This is a genomic window from Eudoraea chungangensis (assembly GCF_029360665.1).
Lineage (GTDB): Bacteria > Bacteroidota > Bacteroidia > Flavobacteriales > Flavobacteriaceae > Eudoraea > Eudoraea chungangensis.
This window is the reverse complement of sequence record NZ_JARDUB010000003.1, coordinates 502,824-517,380: the sequence shown is the minus strand read 5'-3', so window position 1 is coordinate 517,380 and position 14,557 is coordinate 502,824. Positions and strand designations below refer to the sequence as shown.

The 14,557-nt window shown below is 33.9% G+C and carries 11 protein-coding genes; 8 read left to right on the top strand and 3 right to left on the bottom strand.

From position 1 onward, the window contains the following. Positions 1-30 precede the first annotated feature (30 nt). The 8 genes from PXG98_RS09095 to PXG98_RS09060 all read left to right on the top strand — a co-directional run bounded on the left by PXG98_RS09095 (position 31) and on the right by PXG98_RS09060 (position 10,720). On the top strand, positions 31-1,497 hold the full coding sequence (locus PXG98_RS09095) for an oligosaccharide flippase family protein (protein ID WP_276390449.1): 1,467 nt from the start codon (positions 31-33) through the stop codon (positions 1,495-1,497). 125 nt (positions 1,498-1,622) lie between these two features. Beyond that, a complete protein-coding gene (locus PXG98_RS09090) occupies positions 1,623-2,522 on the top strand; it encodes a polysaccharide pyruvyl transferase family protein (RefSeq protein WP_276390447.1) in 900 nt (299 codons plus the stop codon). A 48-nt stretch (positions 2,523-2,570) separates the two neighbouring features. Then, entirely contained in the window at positions 2,571-3,677 is a 1,107-nt protein-coding gene (locus PXG98_RS09085; protein ID WP_276390446.1) for an EpsG family protein, read from the top strand. 3 nt (positions 3,678-3,680) lie between these two features. Then, positions 3,681-4,649, top strand: coding sequence for a glycosyltransferase family 2 protein (locus tag PXG98_RS09080; protein WP_276390444.1), 969 nt, complete (start codon positions 3,681-3,683; stop codon positions 4,647-4,649). A gap of 87 nt (positions 4,650-4,736) precedes the next feature. Next, on the top strand, positions 4,737-6,383 hold the full coding sequence (locus PXG98_RS09075) for a glucosamine inositolphosphorylceramide transferase family protein (RefSeq protein ID WP_276390442.1): 1,647 nt from the start codon (positions 4,737-4,739) through the stop codon (positions 6,381-6,383). A gap of 79 nt (positions 6,384-6,462) precedes the next feature. Next, positions 6,463-7,503: a glycosyltransferase family 4 protein gene (locus tag PXG98_RS09070; RefSeq protein ID WP_276390441.1), complete on the top strand. Its 1,041-nt coding sequence runs from the start codon at positions 6,463-6,465 to the stop codon at positions 7,501-7,503. Positions 7,504-7,578: 75 nt separating this feature from the next. Next, positions 7,579-8,355: a glycosyltransferase family 2 protein gene (locus PXG98_RS09065; RefSeq protein ID WP_276390440.1), complete on the top strand. Its 777-nt coding sequence runs from the start codon at positions 7,579-7,581 to the stop codon at positions 8,353-8,355. 28 nt (positions 8,356-8,383) lie between these two features. Beyond that, the gene (locus tag PXG98_RS09060; RefSeq protein ID WP_276390439.1) at positions 8,384-10,720 is read left to right on the top strand and encodes a GumC family protein; all 2,337 of its coding nucleotides are present in this window, start codon (positions 8,384-8,386) and stop codon (positions 10,718-10,720) included. Between the two features lie 28 nt (positions 10,721-10,748). Here PXG98_RS09060 and PXG98_RS09055 read toward each other — a convergent pair whose 3' ends face one another. From PXG98_RS09055 to PXG98_RS09045, 3 genes are read right to left on the bottom strand one after another with little or no spacing between them, the layout of a single operon-like run. Further along, positions 10,749-11,744, bottom strand: coding sequence for a HupE/UreJ family protein (locus PXG98_RS09055; RefSeq protein WP_276390437.1), 996 nt, complete (start codon positions 11,742-11,744; stop codon positions 10,749-10,751). A 2-nt stretch (positions 11,745-11,746) separates the two neighbouring features. Beyond that, positions 11,747-12,634, bottom strand: coding sequence for a peptidyl-prolyl cis-trans isomerase (locus tag PXG98_RS09050; RefSeq protein WP_276390436.1), 888 nt, complete (start codon positions 12,632-12,634; stop codon positions 11,747-11,749). A 60-nt stretch (positions 12,635-12,694) separates the two neighbouring features. Continuing rightward, on the bottom strand, positions 12,695-14,557 hold the full coding sequence (locus tag PXG98_RS09045) for a DUF3604 domain-containing protein (protein WP_276390434.1): 1,863 nt from the start codon (positions 14,555-14,557) through the stop codon (positions 12,695-12,697).

Here is a 14,557-nt window from a genome sequence, read left to right as displayed (position 1 = left end):
AGTCTTTTTAAAATTTAAATTTATGTATAGTTGACACTATTTGATTTTAGCACTTCCGATTTTTTTAAAAAGGTAATACAAGGTACATTTTGGATTTCAATAGGTTCAATATTGTCTAAAGGCTTACTTTTTTTTGCATCTATTATTTTAGCTAGAATATTGAGTATTCTTGAGTATGGGGAATACAGTATGGTGAAGTCTACAATTGATAGTTTTTTAGTTTTTGCCTCAATGGGAATCGGATTGACCACTACAAAGTATATATCAGAATTGAAAGATTTTGATAAAGAAAATACCTCATCGTTAATTGGTGCTGCTATTTCTTTGGTACTTATCTTAAGTATACTTATTGCGACTTTGGTTATTGTATTTTCTAAGGATATTACTATCCGATTATTAAATAATAGCTCAATTCAGATACCGTTAATTATTGGGAGTTTTAGTTTAGTCTTTATTGCTATCAATAGCACACAAATGGGAGCATTGTTGGGTATGCAGTCTTATAAACAAACCTCAATATCAAATCTTATTCGAGGTGTTTTAATGTTTTTTGGATTATGTGTCGGGGGTTATTTATATGGTGTCACAGGTGCGTTAACGGGCAATTTAATTGCGCTTGTTTTGGTGACCTTTGTATTACAAGCTTTATTGCGATCAGAGGCTAAAAAAATAGATGTATTCATAAATTTAGAGAATTGGAAATCCAGTGTAAAAAAAATATACAAGTTCGCTTTGCCAGCCTCGTTAAGTTCTATTATTATAGCACCATCAATATGGATTTTAAATACAATTCTAGTGAATCAAACTAATGGATATGAGGAGCTAGGGTTGTTTAATGCGGTACTCATTTTTATACTTGCGATTCAAATGTTTAATGGGTCTATTAATGAGGTGCTATTACCATTATTTTTATCTAGAACTGAAAAATTAAGTGTTAATGCCGAGTTTTTTAATTATTATGGTCCTTGGATTATTTCAATAATATTGTCTCTACCACTAATTATTTACCCAGAGATAATCCTGTTAATTTTAGGAAGTAAATATGATGACGGATTAGTAACTGCTATTTTGTCAATTTGTATTTTGTATACTTTAATAACTTCAAGTAAAGGAGGTATAAGTAGGGATCTAATAATGAAAAATAAGATGTGGTTAAGCGTATTAAGTATGGGTCAGTGTTATATGACTATCCTAATTGCATTTTACTTTCTTAAAGACCATGGAGCTATTGGATTGGCTCTTTCATTTTTAATTGGATTTGTTACAAATTACATCCTGTTTTTACCCTTTTTTATTCAAAAAAAAATATCTCCATCACATATATTTTATAATCGATGGGTGTGGATAGTTTGGGGTATAATTTTAACCTTAATTACTGTCAATCAAATTACATTCATTGGTTATGTTTATAGAATTTTTATAACGACTTTTCTAGTAATATCTTTGTTCTTAGCAATTGTATTTTTGTATAAAAAAACAACTAAAGAAGCTTTATAGTAATAGTTTTGAAGTTAATGATGAGATTAGATTAGTTTGTTTCATAATGGGTATTGAGTAAATATATCTCAAAAAAAGTAACTGGAATAAATTACTAATTGTTTAAGATTACTATCAGAAATATTATGCAAAGGATAAATTTATATTGGTTTAAGACTTCAACTGGGAATGGCAATTTCGGTGACGAATTAAATCATTTTATTGTGTCCAGATTGACAGATTGCGAAATTAATCGAATATTGATTCCTTCTTCGGGAATTGATTTTATTTATAAATGTCTGAGTGGATTTTATAATAGGAATATATCCCTGAGAGAGATTCCAATTTTGATTGAACAGTTTTTTATGAAGGATATTATTATCGGAATAGGAAGTGTAATTGCACTAAATAGAAATTCTAGTGCAAAAGTTTGGGGAAGCGGAATCATTAGAAGAGATGATTTGATAACAGAAGCAGAATTCTTAGCAGTTAGGGGAGTTTATACGCAAAATAGATTGAAAGAACTTGGCAGAAATTCACCAGAAGTAATTGGAGATCCAGCACTATTATTACCACTTCTCTATAAGGTTAAAACCAGGGCTAAGTTTAAACTAGGGATAATACCCCATTATATTCACTATGATAGGATTAAGAATGGGATTAATTCAAGTTCTGTTTTAATTGTTAATTTGTTAGATCCAATAGAGAAAGTTCTTAATCAAATTCTATCATGTGAATTTACAATTTCAACTTCATTACACGGAATTATTGTTTCACAGGCCTATAAAATTCCTAGTCTTTGGTATAGGATTTTAGAAAAACCATTAACAGGAGATAGTATTAAATTTTACGACTATTTTTCGTCTGTGGGAATAGACAAGTATGAGCCTTTTGAATTGTCTATAAGGGATTTTCAAATAGATAGGACCATAAAACAGTTTGAATTATATGAAGATGTTACCTTAATTAAGAATGATCTTTCAAAAATCCAACAGGACCTTATAAATGTAGCCCCTTTTCGTGTATTGGATAAATATTTCAAGTGATACTAATAAAATGATCGATAGAATAAGTCACATATCAACTCATCGAGCATGACAGAATTCTTTACTTTTTTTGTGTATTTAGCAACTCTTTTTTCTAGTGTATTACTAGCTAGAAATGGTTTTCATTTAAATAAGCTAAAATACGATAGGGGTAATTACTTTATTGTTGGCTGTAGTCTACTTGTTTTAGTGTTGGTTTCGGGCCTTCGCTATGATACGGGGAAGGATTATCAAAATTATTCTTATCTGTATGAAGAAGTACAGTTCATGGATAATACTGCTGAATTAGACATGGAAATTGGATACACGGTACTTGTAGAATTTTTAAATAATCTAAATCTTGAAGTTTGGTCTTTTTTTATGATTTCCGCTTTTCTGACTTATATATTGTTTTTTTATAGTTTTAATAAGTATAAGCCAATTCTCTATTTAGGGATTTTCTTTTATATTACCTATGGATTTTATTTTTATTCATTTAATGGTGTAAGGCAAGCTATTGCAATGAGTGCTTTATCAGTAGCTGTTATGTTTGCCCAAGAACGCAAAATAGTTTTATACTTAGTTGTTATTCTCTTGGGTGGCTTAATGCATAAAAGTCTTTTTTTATTTATTCCTCTATATTTTGTAATAAATCAAATACGATTTTCAAGTCTTTTTTGGTATTTGGCTTTTGGAATAAGTCTGTTACTTCATTTCGTTCCATTTGATAATTTAGTCGACTTATATTTGCTTTCAGAAATATTATCCGGTACACAAGTGGACTACGGAAATTTTGCAATGGGACTAACTGAAAATGCTAATGAAGCTGGGAGCCTAACATTGGGCTATCTAATAAGAGTGGGAATTGGCTTTTTTATATTGTCGTTTTATTCGAAGTTAATAAAGGTTGAGCCTTCAAGTTTGCCATATTTCACTCTTGCGCTAATTGGTATTATATTATATAATTCATTCTCACATATCTTGTTCATGACGAGGATTAATTATTACTTTTTACTTTTTAGCACCTTTGCATTGGCTTTTATAATCCGTTATTTGTTTGTTTCCAATCAATTACTACTTGCTAATTCTGTTTTGGTATTTTTTATAATGCTGTATTGTTATGGAATTTATGTTGGAGAGAATGGTTGCTCGCCTTATACCTTTATAACGTTTTAAGTCATGAATACTGGAATTTCGTTTATAGTAATTGGTAAAAATGAAGGTTGGAAGATCTCCAAATGTTTGGATAGTATATATTCTTGTATAGAGAAAAATAGAATTTCTAATTACGAAATTATATATGTAGACTCTCAGTCGAATGACGATAGTATAGAAAGAGTTAAGAAATACAAGGAAGTCAAAATATATTCAATTATAAATAAAACAAATGCTGCAATTGCGAGAAATATTGGAGCCAAGGAGTCTTTAAAGGATGTGCTTTTTTTTATTGATGGTGATATGGAAATAATAGCTGAAACCGTGGGTATTTTATATAATAATAAGTACGGATTACTCAATAATTTTACTTCAGGGGATTTTGAAAATCAATATTATTCCAAAAACGGAAAATTTATAAATAGAAGATTGCATTATAACCTACAAGAGAATATTTACGAAACTACGACTGGTGGATTATTTTTAATTACCAGAAAGTTATGGAATCATATAGGTGGTATGAAGTGCCATTTTAGAATCTCAGAAGACTGGGATTTAGGGTTAAGAATGGCTTTCCAAGATAATAGATTGTATCGTGTAAAGGAGGTTCTGGCATTCCACCATACAGAATCCTACAATAGTAAGGATAGATTTTGGGCAGATGTATTAAAGGGTGATTTTTTATATTATAAGGCCTTATTATACAGGAGTCATATCCACAACAAATATATGTATCGACTCTTAATTCGTGAGGTGACATTGTTTTCTCTTTTAGGGTTTGTTTTTTTAGCAATCTATCTAAAGAATCCGTACTATCTTTGTTTATATTTTTTCATAATCTTAGTTAAAACCTTTTATAAGAAGAATAAAATAGATGCCAACATGGTTTCTCTGTACTTCAGATATATAGTGTTCGATTTAGGAACATTATTGGCCTTCTTTTTTTTCTGGCCAAAAGTATTTGATAAATTGGAATATGAAAGGATAAACTAAATCCTTAGAAAGAATCTTAAATGATATGAGCTATTATTACATAGTTTTGATCGTTGGCTTAATTGGGTTTTAAACTAACATGGTATTATGAAGATCGGGATATGGGTTAATAGCCTTAAGGGTTTAGAAAATTGGCAAGTTAGAATAGTTCAATCGATTATTGCTGATCCAAATCTCACATTATCTCTTGTCATTGAAGAAAAAAATTCAAAAGAAAGAAGAATAAAAAATACTAAGAAGGAGAATAATTGGTTTAACTCTTTAATCAAATTTCTTTTCCAATTACAAATTTTTATCGAGAGGAAAATCCTTTTTAAAAAACCTCAGTCAGCTGATAAATCGTTAGTCCTGAGTTATGCTAATGAGGTGCCTTCTTTACTGATACATCCGTCAATATTGGACGAAGTAGTAATCTTAAAGGATGGTGAAGAAATTAGAATTCAAAGTTACTACTTAGATATTATCCTTCATCTAGAAGTCTGTATATATAATTTTAACCTAGTCGGAATAACTAAGTATGGATTATGGTCTATTTTAACTAATTGTAATTATAAGGGACATAATGATATGGCAGGATTGTGGGAAATATGTAATAAAAAATCTGTTATTGAAGTAGGTTTAGTCCAATTTGGAGTTAAAAATAACGCCTATGAAATAGTAGAAACAGCATTTTTTAATCCGCATTGGTCATTAGCCCGAACAAACGATATTCTTTTAGAAGGATCAGTCACCTTATGGACTAAGAACTTAAGGAAACTAAGTGGAAGAATCAATATTAAAAAAAGCCTACCTAGCATACATACTCCTTCAGACAGTTGTCTTCATTATAGTTATCTAGTCAAGTATTTATTTTTCTTCTACATTACTCTGTATGATAAGGCTTGGAAGATTATAACTGGGATTCTTTTTGGAATTAGATACCAACACTGGATTTTATTTTTTGGGAAAGGTAATTTCCTGAATTCAGACCTCAAAGAGTTGAAGCCTATAATACCACCTAAGAATGAATTTTGGGCTGATCCATTTCTTTTCATGTATAAAGGGATAACCTATGTTTTTTATGAAACTTACGAGTATCATACAAAAAAAGGAAAGATATCATGTGGGGTATTAGAAGATGGCGACATTACAAATGTAGTAGATGTTCTGAATTTGGATTATCACCTATCGTATCCTTATATATTTGAAGAGGATGGCGAGATATATTTGATGCCAGAAACTCTAGAAAACATGAGATTAGAAGTCTATAGATGTGTGCAATTCCCTAATAAATGGGAACTCATTTCGACTGCTTTTGAAGGTGAAATGGTGGCCGATGCTTTTTTTTATAATGATAAAATGAATCAAAATTGGTTATTTATTAACAAAAAGAAAACTGATTATTTACCAATTAATAGTGAGCTATATATTTATAAGACTGATGGTCCAAAATTAAATGTATTATTGCCACACACTGAGAATCCTGTTTATATCGATTCAAGAGTAGCAAGAAATGGCGGGGGCATTTTTCGTTACAAAAATGATATATTCAGACCGTCACAAAGAAATATCGACGGTGTATATGGCAAGGCTCTTAATATTAATAAGATTCACGAACTAACTATTGATTCTTTTATTGAAGAAAGAGCTATTGTTTTCGAGCCTGATTTCCAGAAAGGTCTTATGTCAGTGCACCATTTACATCAAATTGAAGATTATTTTGTTATTGATGCGGCATTTCAAAAGTGGAAGTAAATAATAATAGGCGATAATTATACAGGTAGATGAAATAAATTGAGGCCGTTATTTAATTGATTTAAATGAGAAGGATAAAATGGATAGACTTAAAGTAATTGTATTTGGGAATTTTAATTATCATAGCAATAAGGTATGCGGACAGACCATAAAAACTAGAAATGTTTATGAACTTCTTAAGAGTAAAGAGGATATTTTTTTTTCAAAAGTAGATTATTTGGATTCTGAAATTCATAGCCTAAGAGAAATTGGGTCTTTTAAAACTTTCATTAAGTCAACGAAAGTGGACATATGGGTTTATCTTCCGGCAACGCGAAGTCTTAATGTTATTTTTCCTTTCTTATATATGTTCTCAAAATTGTTTTCTCAAAAGATACAGCTTGTTGTTATAGGCGGTTGGCTTGGGGACTATTTAAAACGCAAACCACTATATGCCTTTATGTTATCGCGTATTCATCGAATTTATCCCGAGACCGACTATTTAAGTACGATTTTGAAAAATGATTTTGGTTTTGACAACGTCAAACGCTTAAATAACTTTCGAAATATTCGCTTTTTGCCTAAAAAGAGATCACAAACTAAAATTACAAGATTAGTTTTTATGGCACGTGTACACCCACTAAAAGGAATAAGTACCATTTTTAGGCTTAGTCAAAAACTAATTGAACTAAAATTAGAACAGGTCAAAATAGATATCTATGGACCTATTTACAATGAGTATCTTAAGGAATTTGAAGAAGAATGTAAGAATTCTTCAGAGAACTTAATTTACAAAGGCGTGTTACAGCCTAATGAAATCTATCAAGTCTTAACTGAGTATGATCTTATGCTTTTTCCTACTCTGTATTATACCGAAGGCTTTCCTGGTTCCATACTTGATGCTTATATTTCGGGTCTCCCTGTTATTGCGACTAAGTGGATGTATGCATCAGAATTTATAGATAATACCTCAGGCGTTATTACAGACTTTGATAATGAACAAGATTTCGTAGCAAATGTCATAGATCTTATACGTAACCCTAATAAATTAGTTTCTTTAAGGAAAGGTGCATTGTTGAAAAGTAGAGAATATAGCCGAGAGCAAGTATGGGAAACATTTAAGGACGGTCTTATGTCTTAATATTAACAACTTATTCCTATACCATATAGAGATCATTAGACCTTTTGAGTTAAATATTAAATTATTCATTCATTGATGAAAAAACCTCTTATTTCTATTGTGACTCCGGTTTTTAACTCGGAGAAATATATTTCTGAAACTATCGTATCTGTTCAAGAGCAAAGTTATTCCAACTGGGAGATGATCTTGATTGATGATTGTTCGAATGACAATTCGTTAAATATTATAAGAGAATTTCAAAAAAAAGATAGTAGGATTAGGCTTTTAAATAATTCGGTCAATTCAGGTCCTGGAATATCCCGAAACATAGGAATTTTTGAAAGCAAAGGTGAGTTTATTACCTTTTTAGATAGTGACGATCTATGGTTGCCTTTGTTTTTAGAAACTTCCTTACAAACCTGTTTAAATAATAACTATGAGTTTGTTTTTGCATCGTATAGGAGATTTGACGAAGCATTGAACCCTTTGATTAGTGATTTTATTGTACCTAATAAGGTCAACTATCAAAGTGTTTTAAAAACTTGTCCAATTTCTTGTTTAACCGCCTTTATAGATATCCGGCGTATAGGTAAATTGTATATGCCAAATCTAGATAAAAGACAAGATTGGGGGCTTTGGTTGGCTGTTTTGAAAAAAGTAGACTATGCATACGGTATTGAAGAGCCTTTAGCCATATATAGAATGCGAAAGAATTCTGTTTCAAGAAGTAAATTAAAACTAATTCCTTATGTTTGGAAAGTATATAGGGATGTGGAAAAATTGAGTATTTTACAATCCTTTTATCTACTGATTCTTTGGTCAATTAACGGCTTTAAAAAGTATTATGTAAATACAAGAATTAATAAAAAGTAGAAATATTTTTTAGGACCTATTTAGTTATATGGAAAATTCATCTGTTTTATCAAGTTTACAAGAAATTGATGAGCCCTCGACTTTAACGGAAATGCTGGCCAAATATTTAAGATTTTGGCCGTTTTTTTTGATTTCAATTATTATTTCATTGTTGTTAGGCTTGGCCTATATGAGATATGCACCAACTACATATCTGTCTGTTGCTAAGATTAAGATAGTAGATGAAAGTAAAGAATTAAATGTAGCTTCGGATGCTATGGCTCTCTTAAATGGTACTTCCAAAATTAATCTGGATAATGAGATTGAAGTTTTAAAATCCTATCGGCTACTTAGTCAAGTAGTTGAAGATCTACATTTAGATATTGGATATTTTGAAGTCGGTAATATAAAAACCGCCCAGGTTTGGAATGCTCCTTTTACGGCAATAAAAACTGTTGAAGAGGATAGTCTAAAAATCAAGAAAGTCTTAAGAATTACAGTGGAAAACCCAAACTTGATAATTACAGATGAAAATGATTTTACCAGAGTAATAAATTTAAATTCAGTAGGTGATTCAATACAAGGTTTACCGATTTCTTTGGTCATACCGGAAGAAATTGCAATAGAGAAATATGAAGGCCTTACCTATGAAGTAGTAATTAATCCGTTTAAAAGAGCAGTTTTACAACTGCAACTGGCATTGGGAATAAGAGAAGCTAAAAAAAGAAGCGAAATCCTCACCCTTTCCATAAAAGGGGAGAGTGTAGAACGTTCGGAGGCTATCTTAAATACCCTTATTACGAAATTTAATGAGGATGGCATATTAGACCGGCAGTTGGTTTCCAGACGTACCATGGAAGTTATAGATAAACGTTTTGTAGACCTTGCCTCGGAACTAGATTCTATTGAAGTTGGGAAACAAGATTTTAAACAGACCAATAGACTTTCCTATATTGAAGCAGATGCCGGAGTTACCTTACAGCGAAAATCGGAAGTGGAAGATGAGGTGGCGCTTTTGGAAAATCAAATTTCTCTTTCCAAACTTCTAAAAACAACCGTAATAAACCAGGCAGAATACAGTCTCCTTCCGGCGGACATTGGTTTAGAAAACCAAAGCCTGAATGCCTTGGTTGCCGGTTATAACGAATTGGCTTTAGAACGTGACAAGCTATTGCCAAATGTTGGAATTAACCATCCCAGATTACGGGCTATTTCAGGGCAGTTAGAACGTGGGAAGGTAAATATCATAAAATCGGTTAACATCTATCAGGCCCAACTGAGAACTTCTCTGAGTCAGCTGAGCCTGGAATATAGTAGGGCAGGGGCAGTGTTTTCTGAACTCCCGGAGCAAGAGAAAATGCTTCGCTCTATAGAGCGGCAACAAACTATTAAAGAACAACTCTATCTATTGTTGCTTCAAAAACGAGAAGAGGCTGCCATTAATCTGGCTACGACAACGCCTTCTATTAAAGTAGTAGATTATAGTCTTACAGATTCTAAACCTATCTCCCCAAAGAAATTAATAGTTTACCCTCTTAGCTTGATACTGGGATTTGTTATTCCCTTTTTCGCCCTCTATATAAAGTTTTCCTTAGATACTAAAATACACGGGAGAAGGGATATCGAAAAAGTGAGTCCGGAAATTCCTCTTCTTGGCGAAATCCCTTTTCTTAAAAAGAACAAGAGTATCAAAGGTCTCCACGACCGTTCTATTCTGGCAGAGTCTTTTAGGATGCTCAGTACTAATGTAAATTATCATTTACCTCCAAAAGAAAAGAATAAAGGACAGGTTATCTATGTTAATTCTGCTATTAAAGGAGAAGGGAAAACGCTTATTTCCATTAATCTTGCAATGGCATTTTCTAGCCTGAAGAAACGAGTTCTATTGGTTGGTGGCGATCTTCGTAATCCGCAGCTTCATAAACAGTTGGATATTCTTAAAAAGTCGAAAGGTCTCCCCGAATTTCTTTCGGACCAGTCTATGAACTGGCAAGATGTAATAAATGAGGGCTTCGTAAATGATGTTAATATCAAGGTGTGTTATAGCCGTCAAATTCCACCAAATGCGGCCGAATTATTAGCGGGAGATGGTTTTCTTAATTTTTTAAAGGCCGTTAAAAAAGAGTTCGATTATATTATTGTAGACACCGCCCCGAGCCTATTGGTTACAGACACCTTGCTTATTTCTAAGCATGCAGATTTAACACTCTTTGTATTAAGGGCTGGTTTTACAGATAAAAAATTGTTGGAATACTCTAAAGACTTGGCAACAAAGGGAAGGGTAAACCACATGGCTTATGTCTTAAACGATGTGGGCTATGGCAATGCCAAGCACTACAATTACGGGCATGGTTATGGCTATGGCTCTGAAAATAAAAAAGGCTAGTCTAATTAGACAAATTTTGCTGGAATACTTAGGCCCAAAACGATAAAACCCTTTCGATTAACCAAAAAGAGGCGACGCCCCCTATGATATATATAGGAATATTTGGTGCCCATTTTGGGAATTTTAATTCGGTTTTCTTCAAGACCCAAAGACAGAAGAGAATAAAAAAGACAAAAAGTATCTGACCTATTTCTACCCCAAGGTTAAAAAAAAGTAAGGCCGCTGGAATAGTGGTCTGTGGAAGTCCAATATCGGTTAAAGCCCCCGCAAAGCCAAAACCATGCAGTAGTCCAAAAGTAAAGGCTACTATCCAGGGATATTTGGCGGTAAGGCTTAGCTCTCCTTTGTTATACTTTATTAATTCTAGTGCTAAAAAGACAATGCTCAGGGCAATTACCGCTTCAACCGGAGGCCCTGGGAGGCCTACAAACCCTAAAGATGCAAGTGACAAGGTAATACTATGTGCAATTGTAAAAGCGGTGATGGTCTTAAAAAGTTTCCAAAAACCTGAGGTAATGAGAACTAAAGCAAGTACAAAAAGCAAATGGTCTATCCCTAATAAAATATGCTCCACTCCTAAGATAAAATAGGTTTTTACAGTTCCCCATAAAGTTTCTTTTGCTGGAATTAATTGATGTGTCTTATCAGGTTGCAACATAAATGGAATACGTTCCCCATTTAAAAATTCTATATTAACCAAAACATCTATTAAGGTTTTGTTTAGGCCTAGAATGCCTATCTCAGTTCCGAAAAGAGGACTGCCAGAGCTAATCTTATAGGCGTATACCACAAAGCCGGGAATTGGATTGGGCTGTTTTAATTCTTCTACTTTAAAGGACTTTGGGAAGTCGACATAAATTTTAGGGACGGCATCTCCCATTCTGGGAATTTTCCAAAAAACATGGTATTCTTTTTCGCTAACCTGTTGGATTTGTAAATATCCGGGGCGTATCTCGTGTGCTTGCAGACGGGATACAGGAAGTAGCGATAAAAGGAAGAATAAAAAAACAGCAAGTCTCCGCATACTTAATTGGTATTAAGCTGTTTCTGTAATTCAATAAGAAAAGTGTCTGAAATAATTTCAGTAGGAACAATGTCCACTTCTATCTTGTATCGTTTTTTTAACTCCTCATAAATTGCCCGATATACCTGCTGTTCTCTTTCGTATTCAAAATCTCTAAAAAGGTCATTTTTAATGCTTTCAAAAGCCTGCTCCTGCGGCTCTGTTCTTTCTGAGATATAAACCAAATGCGCACCATAACCCGAGGCGATAGGTCCAACCCACTTGTTATTTGGTAATTCTCGCAGGGATTGTGCAAAATCACTTCCTAACTGAATTCTCAATTGGTCTTCGTTTATTTTGTCGAAGGCAAATGGAAAAGGTAAGGCATCTCCTTTGGTTTCCATGTCTTGAATGCTAACTTCAGAATATTCTTTTAAAATGTTTTCTGCAATTGTCCAATAGTCTCTTCCACTTTTATCGGCTGTAAAAACTATCTGAAACAAACTATATCGATATGGGGTTAAATACTTCGATTGATTTTCCGAATAATATTTCCTTAGTTCTTCTTCTGTTGGAGGATTCATATTGGCCAGATCATTGGATAAAAATTCCATCTTTTGTGAAAGACGTCTTTTAATAATTTCATCGTTGTGATCTAGGTTCATGGCTAGGGCCTCTTGGTAAAAGACTTCCTGTCTGATATTCGATTTTAATAGATTAGTTAATTCTTCGGCTGTTGGTGGCCGGTTCCACTGCATTTCCCAGGTAGCAATAGTTCTTTCCAGATCGCTTTGGTCTATGACAATTGTATTTTCTGCATCCTTCCCATTATTTACTAGGGCAAATAGGATAAATAATACCAAACCTATTAGTAAGAAGTGAACTAAGGGCTGTTTTAATATAGATTTCATGTATGGATTATTGATTTGAATTGAGAAGAATTAGGTATAAATCTCACCCTGTAATATTTCCTAATTTTCTGTTTGATACCAAATAGGGCTGGTCCAGGCCCTTTCCTGAATGGTCGCAGGAAAGTCTTTTGGGGGTTCTATTCCCAACACTTTGGCATCATAGGTAGACCATCGTGGTGTAGGGATTTCAAGGACTCTTATGTAATAGAACGCAGATTGTTTCGAGTTAAAATCCGGATCTATCCAAAGTGTTTTAAGCTCAGCACTTCCTATGGTATTTGAATAAGTAGCCTCTGGAATATTAACGGTATTTCCTACTTGCGGTAAACTGCCGTCCTCATTTAAACTTCTATCGCCGCTCCAAACAACGTTATAGATTTTTTCATGGCTGTTCCCTTCTTCATCAATCCAACCTTTTACCACCTGTATTCTATCTAAATTTCCGCTATTGGGACCTTTTAGGGCCCAAATCATCAACTCCACTGGTTTACGGTTATTATTCTTTGGGATATCCCCTCCCATGGGCACTCCTTTTTTGTATCCAATTTCTACCCAATTTTCTTCTCCTGGTAGAGTATTAAAATCATACCCTCCAAATACCCTGACCGTAATTCGAGAACCACTAGTAGCCCAAGACTCCTTTCGTGCCATGGCATCAAAAATGGCCTCCCTCGTGTTTTCTTCTGCCCATACACAAGACAGTCCGGCTGTCCCTTGTTCAATTTTAGAGGGTTCTCCAGGACGTAATTCCAGCAGCCTGTTGTGTGGAGTTCCGGATTTTAGATTATGCTCACCACTATGAGCATATTCTTCATGGGATACAATTGCTGTATGAATATCACCTCCACCAACAACGCCATATTTAAACGGATTTACACCTATTTTCCTTTCTAGTTTTAGACCATTTTTATAGGCGTTTCTGACATAATTGGTTTCCAATACTTTAACTACTCCGGGGCCTGCAACGGGCTTAGTCCAAATCTCAAAACCTGCAAATTCATCATTTGGTGCCATAAGTGGATGGGTTTCCGATTGCCCTTTGGTCTGAATTATTTCGGTCAATGGTTCATTACGCATTCTACTTGCCGCATATGCCTTGTTGAGTGGGTTTCCATCAGAATCGGTAGTAGCGAACATGGTGCCATTGCTTAGATTCCCATTATGGGATATGGCTAAGAGCTCGGCACCATTTTTTCTTTGTACATCCATCCATGTCCATAAATCTTCCGGTTTCTCAGAGTCGAAATAGGAAAAAGGATATTCCGGAATGTTTTTGGTATCACGAAAGATAACATTTCGATGAAGATTTCCCATGTTGGGTTGCGACGACCACTCATAGCCTATAAGCGTGGTAAATGTTCCTGGTTTGTAGTAGGCATCGGTTATCTTGGCCATTTCTTTCCAAGCACTTTTTTTAATTTCTGGGGAACTTAAATCGGGATCAGGCTTAGTAGTTCCATCTGGTTGAATGGTATTGGCCACCAGCCCATAAAAAGCTTTCATGGATTTGTCTACGTCCTTTCCTGAAGCAATAATTGGAGCGGCTAAGGGATTTTTGGAGACCGGATTATTTGGGTCGTACATTTGTAATAACACTCCTAAGTATTCCGAATGATCTGTTACAGAGAGAAAATCTAAGGGTATTTTTAGTTGCACCTCATAGCCAGAAGGATGAGTAACCTTGTCTCCCCTAGCATGTTTATAGGCGGTTTCAGGTCCTAATTTAACGTCTAAAATGGCAGCATCAAAAGACCAACCAGTGTGCTGATGGGTTTGACCGAAATAAGGGTTTTTTAAAGGGTTATAGTCCTTGGTTCGACTTCCTTTGACTTTGTTTTCAGGATCTTTCACCACCGTTTCTTCTGTCTTTTGCTTACACGCCAGAAAGCATGATAAACAAAAGAGTATGATTATTTTTTTCAT